General features: G+C 76.1%; 20 protein-coding genes. 17 read left to right on the forward strand and 3 right to left on the reverse strand.

What is annotated here, in order from left to right:
- Positions 1-2,257 precede the first annotated feature (2,257 nt).
- The 9 genes from ACZ7RU_RS31885 to ACZ7RU_RS31925 all read left to right on the forward strand — a co-directional run bounded on the left by ACZ7RU_RS31885 (position 2,258) and on the right by ACZ7RU_RS31925 (position 10,417).
- A complete protein-coding gene (locus ACZ7RU_RS31885; RefSeq protein WP_470344447.1) occupies positions 2,258-2,635 on the forward strand; it encodes a hypothetical protein in 378 nt (125 codons plus the stop codon).
- A 102-nt stretch (positions 2,636-2,737) separates the two neighbouring features.
- Positions 2,738-3,163, forward strand: a complete 426-nt coding sequence (locus tag ACZ7RU_RS31890; RefSeq protein WP_470344448.1) for a phage tail protein — start codon at positions 2,738-2,740, stop codon at positions 3,161-3,163.
- A gap of 84 nt (positions 3,164-3,247) precedes the next feature.
- Positions 3,248-4,000 carry a CIS tube protein gene (locus tag ACZ7RU_RS31895; protein ID WP_470344449.1) on the forward strand — a complete coding sequence of 251 codons (753 nt, stop codon included), beginning with the start codon at positions 3,248-3,250 and terminating at the stop codon, positions 3,998-4,000.
- Complete coding sequence (locus ACZ7RU_RS31900) at positions 3,997-5,775, forward strand: VgrG-related protein (protein ID WP_470344450.1); 1,779 nt, start codon at positions 3,997-3,999, stop codon at positions 5,773-5,775. Before ACZ7RU_RS31895 ends, ACZ7RU_RS31900 begins: the two co-directional genes overlap by 4 nt.
- An 82-nt stretch (positions 5,776-5,857) precedes the next feature.
- Positions 5,858-6,175 carry a PAAR domain-containing protein gene (locus tag ACZ7RU_RS31905; protein WP_470344451.1) on the forward strand — a complete coding sequence of 106 codons (318 nt, stop codon included), beginning with the start codon at positions 5,858-5,860 and terminating at the stop codon, positions 6,173-6,175.
- A complete protein-coding gene (locus tag ACZ7RU_RS31910; RefSeq protein ID WP_470344452.1) occupies positions 6,172-6,606 on the forward strand; it encodes a GPW/gp25 family protein in 435 nt (144 codons plus the stop codon). Before ACZ7RU_RS31905 ends, ACZ7RU_RS31910 begins: the two co-directional genes overlap by 4 nt.
- Positions 6,606-8,567 carry a putative baseplate assembly protein gene (locus tag ACZ7RU_RS31915; protein ID WP_470344453.1) on the forward strand — a complete coding sequence of 654 codons (1,962 nt, stop codon included), beginning with the start codon at positions 6,606-6,608 and terminating at the stop codon, positions 8,565-8,567. Before ACZ7RU_RS31910 ends, ACZ7RU_RS31915 begins: the two co-directional genes overlap by 1 nt.
- Positions 8,564-9,127 carry a phage tail protein gene (locus tag ACZ7RU_RS31920; RefSeq protein ID WP_470344454.1) on the forward strand — a complete coding sequence of 188 codons (564 nt, stop codon included), beginning with the start codon at positions 8,564-8,566 and terminating at the stop codon, positions 9,125-9,127. Before ACZ7RU_RS31915 ends, ACZ7RU_RS31920 begins: the two co-directional genes overlap by 4 nt.
- A 3-nt stretch (positions 9,128-9,130) precedes the next feature.
- Complete coding sequence (locus ACZ7RU_RS31925; RefSeq protein ID WP_470344455.1) at positions 9,131-10,417, forward strand: zinc ribbon domain-containing protein; 1,287 nt, start codon at positions 9,131-9,133, stop codon at positions 10,415-10,417.
- 330 nt (positions 10,418-10,747) lie between these two features.
- On the opposite strand, the gene ACZ7RU_RS31930 is transcribed toward ACZ7RU_RS31925, so the two are convergent.
- On the reverse strand, positions 10,748-11,314 hold the full coding sequence (locus ACZ7RU_RS31930) for a TetR/AcrR family transcriptional regulator (RefSeq protein WP_470344456.1): 567 nt from the start codon (positions 11,312-11,314) through the stop codon (positions 10,748-10,750).
- Between the two features lie 118 nt (positions 11,315-11,432).
- Between ACZ7RU_RS31930 and ACZ7RU_RS31935 the strand changes: the two genes are divergently transcribed.
- Positions 11,433-11,873: a DoxX family protein gene (locus ACZ7RU_RS31935; RefSeq protein WP_470344457.1), complete on the forward strand. Its 441-nt coding sequence runs from the start codon at positions 11,433-11,435 to the stop codon at positions 11,871-11,873.
- Positions 11,874-12,111: 238 nt separating this feature from the next.
- Positions 12,112-13,245, forward strand: a complete 1,134-nt coding sequence (locus tag ACZ7RU_RS31940; RefSeq protein WP_470344458.1) for a PP2C family protein-serine/threonine phosphatase — start codon at positions 12,112-12,114, stop codon at positions 13,243-13,245.
- Here the strand turns inward: ACZ7RU_RS31940 and ACZ7RU_RS31945 are convergent.
- Entirely contained in the window at positions 13,215-14,105 is an 891-nt protein-coding gene (locus ACZ7RU_RS31945) for an MBL fold metallo-hydrolase (RefSeq protein ID WP_470344459.1), read from the reverse strand. The two genes, ACZ7RU_RS31940 and ACZ7RU_RS31945, sit on opposite strands and share 31 nt — an antisense overlap.
- A gap of 148 nt (positions 14,106-14,253) precedes the next feature.
- Here ACZ7RU_RS31945 and ACZ7RU_RS31950 point away from each other — a divergent pair, with 148 nt between their 5' ends.
- The 4 genes from ACZ7RU_RS31950 to ACZ7RU_RS31965 all read left to right on the forward strand — a co-directional run bounded on the left by ACZ7RU_RS31950 (position 14,254) and on the right by ACZ7RU_RS31965 (position 18,559).
- Positions 14,254-14,463, forward strand: coding sequence for a hypothetical protein (locus tag ACZ7RU_RS31950; protein WP_470344460.1), 210 nt, complete (start codon positions 14,254-14,256; stop codon positions 14,461-14,463).
- Positions 14,450-15,841 (forward strand): amidase, encoded by a 1,392-nt coding sequence (locus ACZ7RU_RS31955; RefSeq protein WP_470344461.1) that lies wholly within the window; start codon positions 14,450-14,452, stop codon positions 15,839-15,841. Before ACZ7RU_RS31950 ends, ACZ7RU_RS31955 begins: the two co-directional genes overlap by 14 nt.
- 69 nt (positions 15,842-15,910) lie before the next feature.
- Positions 15,911-16,489 (forward strand): TetR/AcrR family transcriptional regulator, encoded by a 579-nt coding sequence (locus ACZ7RU_RS31960; RefSeq protein WP_470344462.1) that lies wholly within the window; start codon positions 15,911-15,913, stop codon positions 16,487-16,489.
- Between the two features lie 132 nt (positions 16,490-16,621).
- Positions 16,622-18,559, forward strand: a complete 1,938-nt coding sequence (locus ACZ7RU_RS31965; RefSeq protein ID WP_470344463.1) for a DUF8189 domain-containing protein — start codon at positions 16,622-16,624, stop codon at positions 18,557-18,559.
- 108 nt (positions 18,560-18,667) lie between these two features.
- Here ACZ7RU_RS31965 and ACZ7RU_RS31970 read toward each other — a convergent pair whose 3' ends face one another.
- Positions 18,668-19,099: a GNAT family N-acetyltransferase gene (locus ACZ7RU_RS31970; RefSeq protein ID WP_470344464.1), complete on the reverse strand. Its 432-nt coding sequence runs from the start codon at positions 19,097-19,099 to the stop codon at positions 18,668-18,670.
- Between the two features lie 146 nt (positions 19,100-19,245).
- Between ACZ7RU_RS31970 and ACZ7RU_RS31975 the strand changes: the two genes are divergently transcribed.
- Together ACZ7RU_RS31975 and ACZ7RU_RS31980 are read left to right on the forward strand one after the other, a co-directional pair.
- Complete coding sequence (locus ACZ7RU_RS31975) at positions 19,246-19,425, forward strand: DUF6084 family protein (RefSeq protein WP_470344465.1); 180 nt, start codon at positions 19,246-19,248, stop codon at positions 19,423-19,425.
- The gene (locus ACZ7RU_RS31980) at positions 19,422-20,324 is read left to right on the forward strand and encodes a hypothetical protein (protein ID WP_470344466.1); all 903 of its coding nucleotides are present in this window, start codon (positions 19,422-19,424) and stop codon (positions 20,322-20,324) included. The genes ACZ7RU_RS31975 and ACZ7RU_RS31980 overlap by 4 nt, the downstream gene beginning before the upstream one ends.
- Positions 20,325-20,330: the final 6 nt, after the last annotated feature.

The following is a 20,330-nucleotide window of genomic DNA, read 5'->3' on the forward strand; positions in this document are numbered from 1 at the left end:
CGACCTTCCGGGGCTTCCGCGTTCTGTCGGCTCCCCTCGGGTCGTGGCGCGGCGGCCCCGTTCGCTGCCCGTGCACCCGTTGGCGGCGGTCCCGGGGCCCGGCCGGGCCCCGGGACCGCCGCAGCCCGAGACGATGGCGGCCACGGTGACGGCGACGGCGACGGAAGAACCGGCCCGCACCGCGCTCCGCCCGTCCCCGAGCCCCGAGACCGCCGTACCGACGGCGTCGGGCCCGGCCGGCACCTCCGCGCCCACGCGGAACGGGCCGGGCGACGGGGTGGTCCAGCGCGCCGCCGTGACCGGTACGGCCGGTGCCGCCGGACCCGCCCGCCCGGTCCTGGGCGCGCCGTTGACCGCGCTGCCCGCAAGCGCCACCCCGGTGGCCGCCGACGGCCCCCAGCGTTCCGGCGCCTCCTCGGGTGCTCCCGCGAGGCCCGCCATGCCCGCCATGCCGGTCGTCCCCGCTGAGACGGGGGCCACCGGCCGTGAGCCGGGCGGACCCGGTGACGTCCGGCCGTCCCCGTCCCCGTCCCCGTCTCCGTCCTTGCCCTCGTCCCGGGCTTCGACGTCGTCCCAGACCCGCCGCGTCCGTACGGCCGGCGGACCGGGCAGCCCGCTACCGTCCCGGCCCGACCGAGGGCCCGCCGCTGCCGCGTCCGTCCAGCGCGCGCCGTCCGGGGCCGGTACGCCCGCGGGCTCCTCCTCGCCGACCCCCGAGCGCCCCGCGCCGGTCCGGCCGGACCCGGCCCAGACCCCGACTCCCGCCCCGGCCCATCGTGGTGGGCCCGCCGCTGACGCAGCGCTCCAGCGCGCGTCGTCCGGGCCCGGTACGCCCGCACCCTCCTCGTCGCCGACCCCGGAACGCGCCGCACCGGTGGGGCCCGACCCGGCTCCCGCCCGTACGCGCGGGGGCCTGGGCGCGCCGCTCGACGCGCTGCCGCCGACGGCGGCCGTGGCGGGAGGCGCCGCTCCGCTGCTCGGCGGGAGCCGGCCGGTGCGGCGGCGGATCACGGCCCCGGCGTCGGGCGCAGCCCCCGCCGTATCCTCCGCCGTCGCCTCGCCGGTGGCCGGTGAGGGGCTGCCCGTGCAGCGTGCCACCCCGCTTCCCGGCGGCGGCCCGGGGGAGACGGCCTCCCCGTTCCGGACCGCTGATGACGGGCGATCGGCGGATCCGATCACCCCGGCCGCCGGTGGCCGGAGCACGCACCCGAGCGCGGACCGAGGCCCCCGTGGACCGGTGGCCGGAGGCCTGGCGGTCCCCGACGCCCCGCAGGGGGCGACGGGCACCGCCGCCGCGGGCCCGATCGCTCCCGGCGCCCGCACACGGCCCGCCGGTGCCGCGCCCGGAGGCGGCGGCGCGGTGGTTCCCGTGACGGTCCCCGCGCGCCCGGCCCCCGGCGGCCTCGGCGTGCAGCGCGCCGTCCAACTCACCGGCCGGCGGCGCGGGTTGCTCGGCGAGCGACGGATGACGGTCTCCCTGGCCGTCCCGCCGTCGTCGCCCGCGACCGGTGCCTCCGCACCCGCCGGCGCCCGCCCGGCGCCCGCCCGGCCCGTGGTCCCCGCCGTCTGGCCCAACGCACTCGCGTCCCGTCCGGACGGCGAAGCGGTGGCCGCGCCGGCCGTGACCGGAACCACCCCGCAGCGCTCACACCCCCGGCACTCGCCCGGCGCCGGGGCCGGTGGCGCCGCGACCAGGGAGCCGGGCTCCCCGGCGGCTCCGGTACGGCCCAACAGCCCGGGGGCGGCCGCCCTGCCGAGCCGTTCCTCCGCCGCGCAGGCGCCGCGCGGGGTGGTGGCCGCCGTGCAACGCGCCTTCTCCCGACGTCCGTCGGAACGACCGGCCGGTCGGACGGCGGCCTCGTCGACACCCGACGCCTCGTCAGCGCACCGAGGCCCGGCGGCATCAGCCGCCGCCCCGGTCGCGCCCGCACCCGGCCAACTCCGCACAGCGGCCCGGACGGTGAGTGTCAGGGGACCGCAGCAGGACGCCACCACGCCGACGTCCGCAGGGCGCCCGAGCCCCGGCATCCCCCGCAGAACCGGTGTCCCCGGTTCGCCGTCCGCCACGGCGGCCGCCCCGGGCCCGCCGGTCGTCCGCCTCAGGCCCGTACCGGCCCCGTCGGTCCAGCGCCTCCCGGCCACCTCCCGGCCCCCGCAGCCGGCTCCGGTCCAGCCGCCCGCCGTCGCGGCCACGGCGGCTCCGGCGGTCCAGGCGGCCCAGGCGACTCCGCAACGCGCCACCGCACCGGCGCCCGTCGTGTCACGCGCCCTGCCGACCGGCCACGCCGCCGCCGGCCCGTCCTCGCCCGCCACCGCACGGCTGTTGCAGCAGGTCGCCGAGCAGGCGGGCCTGACCGGGGTGCCGCTGACCGCGGTGCCCGCGCGCACGCCCACCACCGTGCAACTCGCCCCCTCACCGAGGGCCGCCGCGCCCGCGGCGAACGCGGCCGCCGCGCACGCCCCCGCCACGTCCCCCGCGAAGGCCCCAGGCGGACCACCCGCCGAGGCGCACGCCGACCCCTCCGACCTCGACGAACTGGCCCGGCGCCTGGTCGAACCGGTGGGCCGGCTGCTGCGCACCGAACTGCGCAGGGGCCGGGAGCGCAGCGGCAAACCGTACGACATGCGCCGCTGAGCCGGACCGCGACGCGGACCAGCGCGCGGACCAGAACGTGGACCAGGGCGGACGGCCGACAGCAGGCCGCAGCGACGTGACCGGAAGCAGGGAACGGAACCGATGACCGACAACATCTTCGCGTCCAGTGTGTTCTTCAGTCTGACCATCGGCGGCAACGACCTGGGCGAGTTCACCACCTGCTCGGGACTCGGAGCCCAGGTCGAGATCGAGCAGTACGCGGAGGGCGGCAACAACGGCTTCGCCTGGCAGCTCCCGGGCCGCATCACCTGGTCGAACATCACGCTGAGCCGCGCGGTCACCGCGGACACCGCCAAGATCGCCCGCTGGCTGGCCGAGATCGTCCGGAAGGTAGAGCCGAAGGACGGCGAGATCGTGGCGCTGCGGCCGGACCTGAGCCGGATCATCGGCTGGCAGATCCAGGGGATCGTCCCGGTGCGCTGGGACGGCCCGTCCTTCGATCCCGCCAACTCCCAGGCCGCGACGGAGACCCTGGAGATCGCCCACGCGGGCCTCCGCCCCTCCTGACCCACCCCGCCCACCGGCCGCCCCGCCCGCCAGCCACCCGGCCCACCAGCCCCCCGCCACCCGACCCACGGAAGGAGCACCAGGATGTCCCCAGCGGTCCCCGCGAGCGTCACCCGGGCCCAACTGACCATCATGGAGCCACCGTCGACGGTCGGCGCCCAGCCCGGCGGGACGCTCGCCCAGCTGCGGCTCCAGTTCAACCCGGCGACCCTGGTGCTGCGCAAGACCACCGAGTGGCGGCGCACCCCGTCCCGGATGGCGGGGGAGTCCGCGCTGCCCGAGTTCGTCGGCAGCGGTCCGCGCTCCCTCTCCCTCGACGTGTTCCTGGACTCCACCGCGACCCACGACAACTCGGTGGAGCGGGCGGTGGAGCAGCTGATGACGGCCTGTGTGCCCACCCCGGCCAGCCTGGCGCGCAAGACGCCGGCCAGCCCGTGGATCCGGCTGGACTGGGGCACCCTGAAGACCACGTCGTTCAACGGGGTGCTGACCGGCCTCTCGGTCACCTACTCGCTCTTCGACGTCGACGGGAAGCCGCTGCGCGCGGTCTGCTCGCTCACCATCGACGAGGCCAGCGTCGACCCGGCCGGCCAGAACCCGACCTCGGGCTCGCCGGAGGCCCGCAGCACCCACCGGGTGGTCGCGGGCGACAGCCTGCCGCTGCTCGCCTGGCGCGCGTACGGGGACGCCACCGCCTGGCGCACCATCGCCGAGGCCAACGACATCGACGATCCGCTGGTGCTGGTCCCCGGCGCGGACCTGATCGTGCCGGGCATCGAGGAGCTCACCCGGAGCGGACCGGCCCGGAGCGGACTCACCCCGGACGGACGGTCATGACCACTCCCGAGGCCCGTGGCGGCCGCTCCTTCGCCGCCGATCCCGTCGTCGAGGCGCCGGGTCCGCTGCCGCCGATCTGGGCGACCCAGCTGGTCTCCTGCGACATCGAGGAGAGCGTCGGCCTGCCCGACACCGCGGTGCTGTCCTTCCGGGACGCGAACCACACCTTCCTCTCCGCCACCGGGATCACCATCGGCACCCCGCTGAAGGTGTCCGTGGTCACCGTCCAGGGGAACACCCGGGCGCGGCTGTTCACCGGCGAGGTGACCGCGCTGGAGCTGGAGGTGGACACCACGGGCTCGTACACCGTGGTGCGGGCCTCGGCGCTCACCCACCGGCTGATGCGCGGGCGCCGGGTGAAGGCCTTCCGGAACATGACGACCGCCGACATCGTCCGTCAGGTCGCCGCGGGCGCGGGCCTGACCTGCGGGAAGGTCGACTCCTTCCCGGTCGTCCACCAGCAGCTCTCCCAGGCGAACGTCCCGGACTGGGAGTTCCTCCAGTTCCTGGCGCAGGAGAGCGGCGCCCAGGTGCGGGTGGACGACGACGGGAGGCTGGAGTTCGTCCGGCCCGATCCCGCCTCCGGCGCACCGGCCCCCTCCACGCCCGCGCCGCAGAACCCGCTGGTGCTGGAGTACGGCCGCAACCTGCTGGAGCTGCGCGGCGTGCTGACCGGCGCCGGAGGGGCGGACACGGTCGAGGCGCGCGGCTGGAACGTCACCACCAAGAGCGCCCTGGTCGCCACCGAGCCCGCGGTGACCTCCCGGACGGTGCAGCCGGGGATGAGCCCCTCGGCGGTGGCCTCCGCGTTCCCCGGCAAGGCCAAGCTGACCGTCGCCGACACCCCGTACCGCACCCAGGCCGAGACCGCCTCGGTGGCCCGGTCGCTGGCCGCCTCGGTGGCGTCCGGATTCGGCGAGCTGGAGGTGGTCGCCGAGGGCAACCCGCGGCTGCGGGCGGGCACCGCGGTCGCCCTGGGCAACGTCGGCGCCGCCTTCTCCGGCCGCTACACCGCCACCGGGGTGCGCCACCTGCTCGAACCGTTCCGCGGCTACCGGACCACCGTGGTGGTCAGCGCCGCCCCCGACCGCTCGCTGGCCGGCCTGACCAGCGGCGGCAACGCGCCGCCGCGCGGACCCCGGATGCCGGGCCTGGCCGTCGGCGTGGTCACCGACGTCCGCGAGCCGGGCGGCGGCCAGCGCGGCTGGGTGAAGCTGAAGTTCCCCTGGCTGGACGACACCTACGTCTCCGACTGGGTGCGCACCGTGCAGTGGGGCGGCGCCGGGGGCGGCGGCGTGGTCAGCCCCGAGGTCAACGACGAGGTGCTGGTCGGCTTCGAGCAGGGCGACCTGGACAGCCCGTACGTACTGGGCGGGCTCTACAACGGCGTGGACCGGCCCTCCCCGCACGACGTGCCGCTGGTCGACGCGGCCTCCGGCAAGGTCAACCGCCGTTCCGTGGTGTCCCGTTCGGGCCACCGGATGGAACTGCTGGACGTGCCCGGCGGCAGGTCCGGCGTCCGGCTGGCCAGCGGGGACGGCAAGCTGGAGGTCAGCCTGGACCAGCAGCGCGGCGAGATCGTGCTCACCGTCCACGGCCTCGGCGGCGCGGCCGGCAGCACGGTGCGGCTCTCCTCCGCCGGCATCACCCTGGACGCGGGCACCGGCGCGGTGAACGTGCGCGGCGGATCGGTCACCGTCCGGGGCACGACCTCCGTCACCGTGGACGGCGGCGCCCAGGCGGTGCTCAAGGGGGCGTTCGTGCACATCAACTGACGTAACGTCAAGAAGCAGTGGCAGTATGTCGAGTGGCCCGAACGAGCCCAACCAGCCCCACGAAGAAAGGTATGGACCGCCCATGCCCCCCGCAGCCCGGACCGGCGACCTCACCGACCACGGAGGCGCCCTCACCACCCCGCCGCCAGGCGCCCTCAGGGTGGCGACCGTGCTGATCGGCGGCCGCCCCGCCGCGGTGGTCGGCAGTCTCCACGCCTGCGCCGTCCCCCCGCACCTGGCCCTGGGCCCCGGAAACGTGGTGGCTCCCTCCCCGGGCGCGGTGACCGGGGGCGTGGTGCTGATCGGCGGCCTGCCTGCGGCCCGCCTGGGCGACAAGACGGCCTGCGGCGCCACCATCACCAGTGGCGCGCTCAACGTGCTGATCGGGGGCGCGGCGTGAGCGGGAGCTTCATAGGCCGGGGCTGGGCGTTCCCGCTGCGGGTGAACGCCACCGGCGGCATCGGCATGGTGGACCGGGACCGGGAGCTCGCGGAGGCGATCCGGCTGATCCTCGGCACCGCCCCCGGCGAGCGGCCGATGCGCCCCGAGTTCGGCTGCGGCATCCACGAGTACGTCTTCGCCCCGGGCGACAGCACCACCGCCGGGCGGATCGCCCGCGAGGTGCGCATCGCGCTGGAACGCTGGGAGCCGCGGATCGAGGTCGACGACGTGGTGATCGCCTTCGACAGCGTCGAGGAGGGCACGCTCTACATCGACGTCCACTACACCGTGCGGGCCACCAACGACCGCCGCAACCTGGTCTTCCCCTTCTACACCATCCCGGAGCACCCCGCCGTGGAGTCCGGCGCGACCGACGGGGGTGCGCGCTGATGGCCCTGCCCTCCCCGAACCTGGACGACCGCCGCTTCCAGCAGCTCGTCGACGAGGCCAAGCGGTACGTCCAGCAGCGCGCCCCGGAGTGGACCGACCACAACGTCTCCGATCCGGGCGTCACCCTGATCGAGACCTTCGCCTACCTGGTGGACCAGCTGCTCTACCGGCTGAACCGGGTGCCGGAGAAGAACTACTCCGCCTTCCTCGACCTGCTCGGCATCCGGCTCTTCCCGCCGGCCGCCGCCCGGGCCGAGGTCGACTTCTGGCTCTCCGCCCCGCAGACCGAGACGGTCCTGCTGCGGGCCGGCACCGAAGTCTCCACCCTGCGCACCGAGACCGACGACGCGGTGGTCTTCTCCACCGCCGAGGACCTGCCGATCGTCCCCAGCTCGTTGGAGCGGCTGGTCACCGTCTCCGCCTCCGGCGAGCAGTCCGACGGCACGGCCCGGCTGGCCGACGGCGCGGACGTGCCGTGCTTCCAGCCCCGCCCGGTGGCCGGGGACGCCATGCTCTTCGCCCTGCCGGCCGTGGTGCCGCGCTGCATCCTGGTCGTCCGCCTCGACAGCCGGGTGGAGGGCGTCGGCGTCGACCCGCGCCAGCCGCCACTGGCCTGGGAGGTCTGGGACGGCGCCCGCTGGATCGCCTGCGAGACCGGCGAGGACACCACCGGCGGCCTCAACCGGCCCGGCGAAGTGGTCGTCTTCGTGCCCGCCGGGCACACCGCCTCGGTGGTCGCGGGCCGGCGGGCCGGCTGGCTGCGCTGCCGGGTCACCGAGCCGCGGCCGGGCCAGCCGTTCTACTCCGAGTCCCCGACCGTCCGTCGGGCCGAGGTGTTCACGGTCGGCGGCACCGCGACCGCCGTCCACGCCCAGACCGTCACCGACGCGCCGCTCGGCGCCTCCGAGGGCGTCGCCGGCCAGCGCTTCCGGCTCGCCCGCCCCCCGGTGCTGCTCGACGGCGAGCCGCCGGTGGTCGAGGTCTCGGCCGGCGACGGCTGGGAACGGTGGACGGTCGTCGAGCACTTCGGCGACTCCTCGCCCGCGGACCGGCACGTGGTGCTGGACGCGACCACCGGCGAGTTCCTCCTGCCGCCCGCCGTCCGGGAACCCGACGGCACCCTGCGCGCCTTCGGCGCCGTACCGCCCAAGGGCGCCCGACTGCGCGTCCCGCACTACCGCACCGGCGGCGGGACGGCCGGCAACGTCGCCCGCGGCACCGTCACGGTGCTGCGCAGCTCCGTCCCGTACATCGCCCGGGTGGACAACCGGGAGGCGGCCCGGGGCGGGGTCGACGGCGAGACCGTCGAGAACGCCAAGGCCCGCGCCCCGCACCAGCTGCGCTTGCAGGAACGTGCCGTCACCGCCGGGGACTTCGAGCTGATCGCCCGGCAGGCCGCGCCGTCCGCCGCCCGGATCAGCTGCCTGCCCGCCGCCGGCGGGGAGGCGGGGGCGGTGCGGGTGCTGGTGGTCCCCGACGCCGTCGCGGACGAGGGCGACCGGCTGCGCTTCGAGCAGCTGATCCCCGACGAGCAGATGCTGGCCGCCGTCGCGACCGCCCTCGACGAACGGCGGCTGATCGGCACCCGGCTGGTCGTCCAGCCCCCCGCCTACCAGGGCGTGACGGTGGTCGCCCGGCTCACCACCCGCGCCGCCGACCCCGACCGGGTCCGCGAGGAGGTGCTCGCCGAGCTCTACCGGTACCTCAACCCGCTGCGCGGCGGCGCCGACGGCTCGGGCTGGCCGTTCGGCCGGGCCGTGCAGTACGGGGAGGTGTTCGCGGTGCTCCAGCGGGTGGCCGCCGTCGCGGGCGTCGAGGAACTGCGGCTGTTCCCCGCCGACCCGATCACCGGACGCCGGGGCGCGCCCGCCGAGCGGGTGGAGGTCCCGGCGGACGCCCTGGTCTTCTCCCACCAGCACCAGGTCGTGGTGACCGCGGTCGCCGAGGACGGTGTGTCGTGACCCGGGCGGCCGTCCCCGGGCTGCCCAGCCCGCACCCGATCGGCGAACTGCTGCCCGCGCTGTTCGCCGACGACGACCTCGCCCAGCGGTTCACGGCCGGCCTGGACACCGTCCTCGCCCCGGTCTTCGCGACCCTGGACAACCTGCCCGCGTACTTCCGACCCGCCCTCGCGCCACCCGACTTCCTCGACTGGCTGGCCTCCTGGGTCGCGGTCGAGGTGGACCCGGCCTGGCCGGTGGAGGTGCGCCGGGCGGTGGTCGAGCGGGCGGTGGAGCTGCACCGCTGGCGCGGCACCCGGCGCGGCCTCACCGAACGGCTGCGGCTGGTGCTCGGCGCCGGAGCCGAGATCGTGGACGGCGGCGGCGCCGCCTGGTCCACCGACCCGGACGCCCCGCTGCCGCCCGCGCCCAGCGGCGAGGTGCTGGTGCGGGTCTGGCCGCTGCGCGGGCCGGCGCCGGACGAGGACCAGGTGCGGTCCGTCGTCAGGGCGGGCTGCCCCGTCCATCTGACCTGCCGGGTGGAGATCCTGCCCGGCCCACCCGGGCGAGCGGAGGACTGACGGATGCCGGTGTGCCCCGAATGCGGAACGGCCAACGGCGAGGGGGACGACTTCTGCGGCAACTGCGGCGCCTACCTCGGCTGGTCGCACGGCACCGCTGCCGCCCCGACGGCTCCGGCCGCGCCGACGGCCGGGCCGGTGGCCGTACCCGCGCGGGCCGAGCCCGAGCCGACGCCCGAGCCCGCGCCCGCCCCGGAGCCGGTCCCCGAGCCCGCTCCCGCACCCGCGGAGACCACCCGCCGGAGCGCCTCGCGCCGGACGGCCCGCACGCGGGCGGCGGAGGCCAGGGGAGAGGCCAGGGCCGATGTCAGGGCGGAGGCCGAGGCGGACGCCAAGGCGGAGCAGCCGCCCGCCCCGCGTGCCGAGCCCACGGCCGCCCCCGAGCCGTCGCCCCCGCCCACCGCCGAGCCCGTACGGCCGAGCACCGCCCCGGTACGCCCGAGCACCGCCCCCGTACGGCCGGCCCCCGCGCGTACCCCGGTCCCCGCGCCCGCCCCCGCCCCGCAGACCGACCCGGTGGCCGTCCAGCCCGCCAAGCCGGTCGCGCCCCGCCCGGTCAGCCGGGCGGTCGAGGCCGTCGAGACCCAGGACGGCCCGCCCTGCCCCCGGTGCGGCACGCCCAACCTGCCCGAGCGGAAGTTCTGCCGCCGCTGCGCCGCACCGCTCACCCCCACCCAGGCCCCGCCCGAACTGCCCTGGTGGCGCACCCGTTGGCCGTTCCGGCGCCGGGTCCGGATCGGCGGCTCGGGCAACGCGCTGCGCCGCACCATCGCCCTGCTCGCCCTGATCGCGGTGGTCGTCGCCGGGATCCTGCTGTACCCGGTGGGCCAGACGGTCTTCCAGGACGTGCTGGACAAGCTCCGCGGCACCGCGCCGATCACCCCCTCCGCCACCTCGGCGAGCGCCGCCGTCGAGGGCCATCCCGCCGCCGCCGCCGACGACGGCCTCAGCAACACCTACTGGGGCGCACCCGCGATCGGGGACTCCGTCACCTTCTCCTTCCGCACCCCGTTCCGGCTGGTGGACCTGATCGTCCACACGGGCGACTCGGTGGACCCGCAGCACTTCCAGCAGCAGGGGCGGCCGATCGTCCTCACCCTGGACGTCACGTCGGAGGACGGCGAGGTCCACAGCCAGCAGGTCTCGCTCAACGACCAGCCGGGCCCGCAGACCCTGCCGACCGGCATCAGCGACGTCACCCAGGTGAAGCTCACCGTCAAGGAGGCCGCCGGAACCGGCCCGGGCCGCGCCATCGCGCTCTCGGAGGTGGAGTTCTTCAAGCGCACCTGACCCTGGCCGCCACCGGAGAGGAGCCCATGGTCTGTGGATGCGCTGGAAGCCGCCGGTGCCGGAGGTCCGCAGCAGGGGCGACCAGGAGCTGCGCCCCAGGCCGGATCAGCTCGAGGAGCGGCCCGGCGGCCCCGGAGACCGACGACCGGGCGCCGAACGCGCCCGTACCACGACGTCACGGTTCCTCAGGAGGGTCTCCCAGGCGATTCGTCCACAAGGCCGGCATCGCCCTCGCGGCCGGCTTCGCCGCCGTGACCACGGGCCGGCCGAGGCCGCGCCGGATCCGGCAGGCGCGTTCGACCTGCGACCGGAAGCCGGGCCTCCGGCTTCCTACTCCGGGCCCCGGAACATCACCCGCAGCACCTCCTGGGCCAGTTCCTCCACGTCTCCGCCGTCCCGGCTCTCCGGCAGCGCGCCGTTCAGCCACAGGCTCGCGAAGCCGTGCGCCAGCGACCACGCGGCGATCGTCGTCGCCCGGTCGGTCCCCTCCCCGCGTGACAGCTTCCGCCCGCTCGCCGCCAGCACCGCGCCGGCCCGGTCCCGGGCCGCGGCCATCTCCGGGTCGTCCGCCCGGTAGAGCTCCGGCCGGAACATCACCTCGAAGTACGCCCGGTGGTCCACCGCGAACCGCACGTACGCGACACCCGAGCCGTACGGGTCCCCCGCGGCCCGCTCCAGGGCGTCCGCGAACAGCGCGAAGCCCTCGGCCGCCACCGCCGTCAGCACCCCGGCCTTGTCCCCGAAGTGGTGCGCCGGAGCGGCGTGCGACACTTCCGCCCGGCGCGCCAGCTCCCGCAGGCTCCACCCCGACGGCCCCGACTCCGCGATCGCCTCCAGCGCGGCGTCCAGCACCGCCCTCCGCAGGTTCCCGTGGTGGTAGCTCTCGGCCCTGCCCATGGTTCATCCCTCTCGTCGACGACCCCACGAGCATATCTAGGCATTGACAAGATTGCCTGTCCGCGCGAATCTTTCCAGTGACAAAATTATCTTTCCAGTGACAAGATGGAGTGCCTCCATGGCCCCGCTCATCGCCCTCCTCGGCGGCTTCGCCGTCCTGCGCCTGCTCGGACTGCTCGCTGTCGACTCCCTCGACGCCTGGCAGCCGGCCGTCCGCGGTGCCCTCGCCCTGATGTTCGTCACCACCGGCGTGCCGCACTTCCTGCCCGCCTTCCGGCGCGACTTCGTCGCGATGATCCCGCCGGCCCTGCCTCGCGCCGCGCTGCTGGTCACGCTCACCGGCGTCCTCGAACTGGCCGGCGCCGCCGGGCTGCTCGTCCCGCCGCTCGCCCCCTACGCCGCCGTCGGGCTCGCCCTGCTGATGCTCGCGATGTTCCCCGCCAACGTGTACGCCGCCCGCACCGGCGGCACCCTCGCCGGCAAGCCCGTCACCCCGCTGCCGGCACGCACCGCGCTGCAGGTGCTGTTCGTCGCGGCAGCGGTGGCGGCCGCGCTCTGAGGAAGGAGCGGCGGGGCCGGGGCGGCCCGCCGCAGCAGCGGCGCGACTGGGCCGAACGTGCGAGCGCCGGGGCCGCGACGCCGCCGCGCCGCCTCCGCCGGGGCCCGCCCCCGTACCGTGGGCGCAGCCTCCGCCCGGCGGCGCCGCGTCGCGCGGGGCACCCGGGAACGCGGGGGAGGGACGCGAGAAGGGGAGGGACGGCTTGCGGGTGCGTTCCGTGGAGGAGCCGGGGCAGCGGATGCCGATCCTGATCCGGTACGGCCACCGGTCCTGGCTGGTGCCCGTGGCGGTGTTCGCGCTGGTGGTGGGCGTGGACGCGGTCACGCCGGTCTCCTTCGCGTCCGTCAGCTGGCTGGTGATGGTCCCCGTGGTGGCCGCCGGGCTCTGCGGGCCGGTGGTCACCACGCTGTTCGCCCTCCTCGCCGTCGCCGCCTACCCGGCCCTCGACAGCATCTGGGGCAAGTCGCAGGGGACCGAGGACTTCCTGCTGGTGATCGCCGGGGCCGTGCTCTCGGTGCCGATCAGCGTGTTCCGCGCTCAGGCCGCCGCCTACGTCCGCCATCTCCAGGGCGCGGCCGAGACGACCCGGCAGGTGGTGCTGCGCCCGGTGCCGCCGGGGTGGGGCGGGGTGGACTCGGCGGCGCGCTACCTGGCCGCGGACGTCGAGGCCCGGGTGGGCGGCGACTTCTACGACGTGCTGGCCACCCCGTTCGGGGCCCGGGTGATCCTCGGCGACGTCCAGGGCAAGGGCCTGCCGGCCGTCTCCGCGGCGGCGGCCCTGGTGGGCTGCTTCCGGGAGGCCGCCTTCCACGAGGGGGACCTGGCCACCGTCGCGGCCTGGCTGGAGGAGCGGCTGCTCCGGCAGAACCTGCTGGCGGAGCGGTTGGGGGAGCGGGAGGAGCGGTTCGCCACGGCGGTGGTCCTCTGGTTCCCCGCCGACGCGCCGGGGGAGGTGGAGGTGGTCAACTTCGGCCACGACAGCCCCCATGTGCTCGGCCCCGCGGGGGTGTGGCAGCTGCCGCCGGGCAACGGCGCGCCGATCGGGCTGGCTCGGCTGGCCGGCGGGTTGCCGGAGGTGCGGCGGCTGCGCCTGGGCCCGGACGAGACGGTCCTGATCGTCTCGGACGGGGTGACCGAGGCCCGCGACCGGGCGGGAGTCTTCTTCTCTCTACGCGACCACCTGGAGCGGCTGGCCGGCGGTCCGGGGGCGGCCGACCCCGGGCGCCTGGTCGACGAGGTGGCCGCCGCGGTCGTCCGGCACACCGGCGGCCGGCTGACGGACGACACCGCGCTGCTCGCCGTCCGGACGCTCCCGATGGAGGCGCCCGGTGCCGACGGCGGTCAGGCCGGGGGGACGGGCCGCAGCCGGTAGCCGTCCCCGTGGGCGAGGACGTGCCCGGCGGTGGGCGGGGCGAAGTGGGTGCCCAGCAGCAGGGTGTCCGTGCCGGCGAGGGAGGCGAGCAGCTCCCGGCGGGTGGTCTCGGACCGCCGGGGGTCGATGTCGACGCAGGCGCCGATGGCGGGGTGGGCGAGCTGGACGGGGTGGTGGACGCAGTCGCCGGTGATCAGCGCCGTCCGGCCCCGGCTGGTCAGTTCGACGGCGACGTGGCCCGGGGTGTGGCCGGGGGTGGGGAGCAGGCGCAGGCCCGGGAGGATCCGCAGGCCCTCGGCCGGGACGTCGACCAGGTCCAGCAGGCCGGCCCGTTCGACCGGGAGCACGGAGTCGCGGAACATCTGCCGGCGCGCCTCCTCCATCGCGTACCCGGCCCAGAACTCCCGTTCGGCCCGGGCGGTGACGTACCGCGCCCGGGGGAAGGTGGGCACCCACGTGCCGTCCACGTCCCGGGTGTTCCAGCCGACGTGGTCGGCGTGGAGGTGGGTGAGGACCACGAGGTCGACGGTGTCCGGCGGGAAGCCGGCGGCGGTGAGGCGCTGCGGATAGTCGGTGCGCAGGTCGTGCCAGGCCGGGTCGGCCCGCTGCTTGCCGTTGCCGATGCCGGTGTCGACGAGCACCCGCAGGCCGTCCAGGACGAAGGCGAAGCTGTGGCTGTGCAGGCGCGGCACACCGTCGGCGTCGGCGAAGTGGGGGCGCAGCCACTCCTGGCCGGCCACCACCTCGGGGGTGGCGTCGGGCAGCAGCCACCGTCCGGTGGCGGGCGGCAGCGGGACTTCGTCGACGCGGTGGACGGTGAGGTCGCCGACCCTCCAGGACGGGGTAGGGGCAAGGGGCATGGGAGAGGCTCCTCCGCTGTAAAAGCCATTTGTTTGCGTTAGTGCGACGGTAGAACCTACAGTCGCGTTAACGCAAACCCTTGGCTTTTGGTGCGGGGCACCTCGCCTTCGCGACCCCGCCCCGCCGCCCTCGATCAGGAGCGCACCCATGTCCTCCCCCGAACTGACCCCGCCCGAGGCGGCCCGCTGGGCCGCCCGGGCCGGACTCGACCTGCCGGCCGAACGCCACGCCGAGGTCGCGGCCACCGCCGAGCACATCCGTTCCGTCGTCGCCGTCCTGCGCGAGCTGGACTTCGGGGACACCCCGCCCGCCGCCGCCTACCGCGTGGGAGAGGAGCACCCCGATGCGGCCGTATGAGCTGACCCTCGCCGCCGCCGCGACGGAGATCCGGGACCGGCGGCTGTCCCCCGTGGAGCTGGTCGACTCCGTCCTCGGCCGCATCGACCGGGTGGAGCCGCACCTCGGCGCGTACGTCGCCGTCGCCGCCGAGCAGGCCCGGGACGCGGCGCGCGAGGCCGAGCGGGAGATCGCCCGGGGCCGGTACCGGGGGCCGCTGCACGGCGTCCCGGTCGGGCTCAAGGACCTGATCGACGTCGCCGGAACGCCCACCACCGCCAGCTCCCGGGTCCGGGACGGCCACCGCGCGGCCGCCGACAGCACGGTCGCCGCCCGGCTGCGGGCCGCCGGCGCCGTCCTGGCCGGCAAGACCCACACCCACGAGTTCGCCTACGGCCTGACCACCCCGCAGACCCGCAACGCCCGGGACGGCGGCCGGGTCGCCGGAGGCTCCAGCGGCGGATCCGCCGTCGCGGTGGCCGCCGGCACGGCGACCTTCGCCCTCGGCACCGACACCGGCGGCTCGATCCGGGTGCCCGCCGCGCTGAACGGGGTGGTCGGCCTCAAGCCCACCTACGGGCTGGTGCCCCGGCACGGCGTGACCTCGCTGTCCTGGTCGCTCGACCACGTCGGGCCGATCACCCGCACCGTCGAGGACGCCGCCCTGGTCCTGGCCGCCCTCGCCGGGCACGACCCGCGCGACCCGGCCTCGGTGGCCGCCCCCGCCGTCGACTACCGGCCGGAGCGGGAACCGGACCTGAGGGGCGTGCGGGTCGGCGTGCCGAGCGACCACTTCGTCGACCACGTCGACGCGGAGGTGGCGGACGCCGTCCACCGCGCCGTCGCGCAGCTGGAGGCGCTCGGCGCCCGGCCCGTCGAGGTCCGGATCCCGATGGCCCGCTACCTCGTGCCCACCCTGTGGGGCCTCACCGCGCCGGAGGCCGCCGCCTACCACGCGCGCACGCTGCGCACCGTGCCCGAGCTGTACCAGGCGGACGTCCGGGTCCTGCTGGAGGCCGGCGAACTGATCGGCGCGGGCGACTACCTGCGGGCCCAGCGCGCCCGGACGATGATCCGGGCGGCGTGGGCGGAGGTCCTGGCGGAGGTCGACGTGATCGCCGCCCCGACGGTGCCGACGACGGCGGTCCGGGCCGGCCAGGAGGCGGTCGGCTGGCCGGACGGCACCACCGAGAGCGTTTCGGAGGCCTACGTCCGGCTCTCCGCCCCGGCCAACGTCACCGGCGTGCCCGCCCTGTCCGTCCCGGCCGGCCGCGACGCGGCGGGCCTGCCGATCGGCCTGCAACTGCTCGGGCGGCCGTTCGACGAGCGGACGCTGCTGCGGGTCGGCCACGCCTACGAGCGGACGCGGCCCGCGTGGACGCTCGCCCCGGTGGTCTGAGCCCGCCCCGCCCCGGGGCCTGCCCGCACCCTCGTCTTAACGCAATGCGCAGCGCTTTAAGATGACGGTATGAGTCCTCGGCAGATGGTCCGCCCGGGCGGGCGCAGCGCCCGGGTCCAGGAGGCGGTGCACACCGCGGTGCGCGAGCTGCTCGCGGAGGTGGGCCGCGAGCAGCTCACCGTGCCGATGGTCGCCCAGCGGGCCGGAGTCACCCCGTCCACGGTCTACCGCCGCTGGGGCGACCTCGCCGAACTGCTGTCGGACGTCGCGGTGGAGCGGCTGCGCCCCGACACCGAGCCGCAGGACCACGGCGACCTGCGCGCGGACCTCACGGCCTGGGCCGAACAGTTCCTGGACGAGATGGGCTCCGCCTCCGGCCGCGCCTACGTCCGCGACGCCCTGCTCGGCGACCCGGACGGCGGCAACGCCGGCCAGTGCTCGGCCTACGCGGCCGAGCAGCTCGACCTCGTCCTCGCCCGGGCCCGCGCCCGCGGCGAGGACACCCCCGGGGTCGAGACCGCCATGGACCGCCTCGTCGCCCCCCTGATGTACCGCATCCTCTTCCGCCCCTCCGGCCTCGACGCCGCCTACGCCCGTCGGCTGGTGGCCGGCCTCCTCGACGCGCCGGCGCCCCCTGAGGTGACCTGACTGGCCGTCAAGCCCCTTGGCCGGAAAGTGAATGTGCGCGGCACGAAGCGTGGCCGTGCGCATCCGACCGTGCGCTAACCTCCCCTTGGCATGGCCACATGCCGAATGCCGACCTCTCACCGGAGGAACCGCATGGCAGTCGGACGACGGCAACTCCTCACCTCCGTCGCGCTCGCCGCCCTCGCCGCACCCGTCCTGACCCGGGTGGCCGCGACCCGCGCGGCCGCCGCCCCCGGTCCGGCCGCGGCCACCGGCTCCGGGCCCTTGTTCCTCCAGGTCGTCGCACACGAGGACGACGACATCCTGTTCATGAACCCGGACCTGTCCCACGCGATCGCCGACGGCACCCCGTCCGTCACGGTGTTCGTCACGGCCGGAAACGGGACCGGCGATCCGTGCGCCACGGTCTGCTGGGACACCGCCGGCGAGCCGCTGCGCACGTGGAACCGGCAGATGGGCGCGGTCAACGCCTACTCCCGGATGGCCGGGGCCGGCGACGGCGACCCGACGACCGACGAGGTCGGGCGCTGGACGGTCGAGGCGTGGACGGTGGCGGGCAAGGAGGTCGAACGGTACGTCCTCGACGGGCGGCCGGTGCACCTGATCTTCCTCAACCTGCACGACGCCAAGCTCGCCGGCGTCCTGGCCGGCGGCACCGACACCACGGTCGTCCCGGTCGGCAGCCCGCTGTCCGGGCCGTCGACCTACACGGCCGCGGAGGTCGTCGAGGTGCTGCGGCAGGTGATGGTGACGTACCGGCCGACCGTGCTCCGGGCCCAGGACGAACTCCCGGACAGCCGCTACTCGGGCGACCACGCCGACCACGTCGCCGCCGCGAGGTTCGCCGGCGAGGCGGCCCGGCTGTACGGCGGCTCCCTGATCGAGGTGAACTACCGGGACTACAACATCGGTGACTGCCCGGTGAACCTCGACCCGGTGACGGCCGCCTCCAAGGACACGGCCTTCGCCGAGTACGCAAGCCACGACCACTCGTCGGGGAACTACTCGCCCTCCTGGTTCTCCCGGATGTACTACCGCTGGTCGCGGGGGACCTTCTGGGCCGGGCTGAGCGGGGACGGCCGGCCCCAGGTCTTCGTCGTCCGGGCCGGCGCCCTCCACACCTCCTGGCGGCGGACGGACGGGAGCTGGGGCGGTCCGCTGCGGCTGGCGGACCCGGGCGGCCGACTGGCGCCGGGCGTCGTGCTCGGCACCCACGCCGACGGCCGGCTGGAGGTCTTCGCCCGGCGTCTGACCGACCACCACCTCGTCTCCCTGCCGCAGGCCGCGCCCGACGGCCGGTGGTCGGACACCTGGACCGACCACGGCAACCCCGACACCGGGCGCGGCACCGAGGGACAGGTCGGCGTACCCGTGGTGGCCGCCTCCCAGGACGGGCGGCTGGAGGTCTTCGTCAAGAACGGCGGGGGCGGCCTCAGCACCACCGGGCAGACCGCCCCGGGCGGCGCCTGGGCGGGCACCTGGACGGACCTGGGCGGCACCGACCTCCAGGACCCGGTCACCGCGATCCGCAACGGCGTCGGGGCGATCGAGGTCTTCGCGAGCACCCGCACCGGGATCCTGGGCTGGCGGCAGGGCGCCCCGAACGGCGCCTTCAGCGGCCCGGGCACCATCCCGGGCGCCCGGCCGGCGAGCCCGCCCAGGGCCGCGCTCGACCAGGACGGCCGCATCGCACTCGCCTACCGCGAAGCCGGTACCGGGGCGGTGCTGGTCAGCCGTCAGGTATGGCCCGGCGGTTCGTGGAGCCGGGTCCCGGCCGCGCTCGGCGGACACGGGGGCGCGGGCGAGCCGGCCGCGGCCACCCTCGGAGGCCGGCTCGTCCTGTTCGAGCGCAACCGCGCCGGCGGTGTGAGCACCACCGCCCAGAAAGCGCCGAACTCCGGCTACGGCGCCTGGCAGGACCTCGGCGGCAGCGTCCTCGACCACCCGGCCGCGGTCGTCGACGGCGACGGCGTCCTCCATGTGTTCGCCATCGGTACGGACGGCCGCGTCCACTACCGCACGGGCAGGACGCCCACCACGTTCGACAGCTGGCAGGCCCTGCCGCTCTGACCGCCCGCCGCTCCGACCGCCCGCCGCCCGGCTACGGCTGCTCCGGCGGCGGGGCGAGGAGCACCGGCCCGAACACACGGGGCCACCGACACCGCCGCCGGTGGGGCGTCAGCTCCCGCCCATCAGGCGGTACATGCCGATCGAGTCGTGGGCGGCGGTGTCGGCGAAGCCGAACTTCTCGTAGAGGAAGCGCGCCGGGCCGTCGGCGATCAGCGAGACGTACGCGGTGGCGGGTGCCCGGCGCTCCAGTTCCTCGGTGAGCGCGGCCATGATGCGCCGACCGAGGCCGCGGCCCTGGTGGGCGGGGTGGACGCAGATGTCGGTGACCTGGAACGCGGTGCCGCCGTCGCCGATGATCCGCCCCATGCCGACGGGCCGGCCCTCGTGGTGGAGGACCACGCCGTACCAGGTGTTGGGGAGGGCGAGCGCCACCGCCTCGGGGGCCTTGTCGGAGAGGCCGGCGTCGGTGCGCAGGCGGCGGAAGACCTCGACGGTTGGTACACCGGGACGAATTTCGTAAGGGTCACTCATCGGCATCATGACTTACATGTTACCCGCTCGGCCCTGCTGCCCGGCCCCGGCCGCTCGGGTGAACGCGCGGCACGACATGCCGGACCGGGCGAGGGGTCGCGGGGGCGGAGGCGATGATCGCCGGGTTCCCGGAGCCCACCCCGTCGGAGGCGGACATGCGGATTCCTCTCCTCGCCGGCCCGTTCGACCGGCACGTCCCCGGCGGCGGCCGGCTGCGGCTGCCGCACGACGTCACCGACGAGCTGCCGGCCTGCCGCTCCCCGCGGGCCCTGCCCGCCTGGGAGGCGACGGTGCGCGAGCTGCTCGCGGCGGCGATCGGGGGGACGGCCCCGTGAGCGGCTACCCGGAACGGGTCGAACGCGGCTTCGCGGCCGCCCGGCGGATCGCCGACGCGGTGCTGCTGGAGGGCCACGCGCTCTCCCCGGACCGCACCTCGGCGGCCGAGAGCCGGCCGCGCCGGCAGTCCGGCGTCCTGGTGCCGCCCGAGTACACCGCACAGGGCGGCGAGCACTCCCACCAGCGCACCGACTGCCTGATGGAGGCGCGCGGCGGGGACGTGCTGGCGGTCGAGCTGCGCTTCCTGCGGGTCCAGCGGCGCACCGTCGAACGGGCCACCGCCGCCGGCTTCGAGTCCGTGGAGCGGCTGGAACTGGCGGACCGGGACCTCGCCGAGTGGGACGAGGAAGCCGAAGAGCGGTTCGAACTCGTCCTTCCCATCGAGGAGTTGGAGGATGGAGCGGTGCAGCGGGCGTTCCGGCTGCCCGGCGTCGGCGAGACCGGGCTGGTGCACGAGGGCGGCGCCGTCGTCGGCCGGGTGGTGCGGCGGCGCGAACAGGTCGACGGCCTGGTCCGGTTGCGGGCCGAGGCCGTGCCCGGCCCGCACCGGGCGCAACGGTTGATCGTGGAGGTGGAGAACGCCTCCGCCTGGAGGCCGCCCCGCCGGGCCACCCGCGACCAGGCGCTGCCGCGCTCACTGGTCTCCGTCCACCTGCTGCTCGGGCTGGAGCACGGCGCCTTCCTGTCGGTCACCGACCCGCCCGCGTGGGCCCGCCCGGCCGTCGAGCGGTGCCGCAACGAGCGCACCTGGCCGGTGCTGGCCGGGCCGGACGGCGAACGCGGGGTGGTGCTGTCCTCGCCGATCGTCCTGGAGGACCACCCGCGGATCGCCCCGGAGATCCTCGACGCCCGGAAACAGGAGGCCCCGGGCACCGCCGAGTGGGCCGAACGACCCTGACGGGCG

It is taken from the genome of Kitasatospora sp. NPDC114501 (genome assembly GCF_055633695.1).

Coding starts and splice junctions, on each gene's coding strand:
- ACZ7RU_RS31905 (WP_470344451.1), top strand. CDS start 5,858: ATGCCCCCCGCAGCCCGGACCGGCGACCTCACCGACCACGGAGGCGCC.
- ACZ7RU_RS31960 (WP_470344462.1), top strand. CDS start 15,911: ATGAGTCCTCGGCAGATGGTCCGCCCGGGCGGGCGCAGCGCCCGGGTC.
- ACZ7RU_RS31915 (WP_470344453.1), top strand. CDS start 6,606: ATGGCCCTGCCCTCCCCGAACCTGGACGACCGCCGCTTCCAGCAGCTC.
- ACZ7RU_RS31900 (WP_470344450.1), top strand. CDS start 3,997: ATGACCACTCCCGAGGCCCGTGGCGGCCGCTCCTTCGCCGCCGATCCC.
- ACZ7RU_RS31940 (WP_470344458.1), top strand. CDS start 12,112: ATGCCGATCCTGATCCGGTACGGCCACCGGTCCTGGCTGGTGCCCGTG.
- ACZ7RU_RS31950 (WP_470344460.1), top strand. CDS start 14,254: ATGTCCTCCCCCGAACTGACCCCGCCCGAGGCGGCCCGCTGGGCCGCC.
- ACZ7RU_RS31955 (WP_470344461.1), top strand. CDS start 14,450: ATGCGGCCGTATGAGCTGACCCTCGCCGCCGCCGCGACGGAGATCCGG.
- ACZ7RU_RS31935 (WP_470344457.1), top strand. CDS start 11,433: ATGGCCCCGCTCATCGCCCTCCTCGGCGGCTTCGCCGTCCTGCGCCTG.
- ACZ7RU_RS31975 (WP_470344465.1), top strand. CDS start 19,246: ATGCGGATTCCTCTCCTCGCCGGCCCGTTCGACCGGCACGTCCCCGGC.
- ACZ7RU_RS31895 (WP_470344449.1), top strand. CDS start 3,248: ATGTCCCCAGCGGTCCCCGCGAGCGTCACCCGGGCCCAACTGACCATC.
- ACZ7RU_RS31970 (WP_470344464.1), bottom strand. CDS start 19,099: ATGATGCCGATGAGTGACCCTTACGAAATTCGTCCCGGTGTACCAACC.
- ACZ7RU_RS31930 (WP_470344456.1), bottom strand. CDS start 11,314: ATGGGCAGGGCCGAGAGCTACCACCACGGGAACCTGCGGAGGGCGGTG.
- ACZ7RU_RS31945 (WP_470344459.1), bottom strand. CDS start 14,105: ATGCCCCTTGCCCCTACCCCGTCCTGGAGGGTCGGCGACCTCACCGTC.
- ACZ7RU_RS31965 (WP_470344463.1), top strand. CDS start 16,622: ATGGCAGTCGGACGACGGCAACTCCTCACCTCCGTCGCGCTCGCCGCC.
- ACZ7RU_RS31925 (WP_470344455.1), top strand. CDS start 9,131: ATGCCGGTGTGCCCCGAATGCGGAACGGCCAACGGCGAGGGGGACGAC.
- ACZ7RU_RS31890 (WP_470344448.1), top strand. CDS start 2,738: ATGACCGACAACATCTTCGCGTCCAGTGTGTTCTTCAGTCTGACCATC.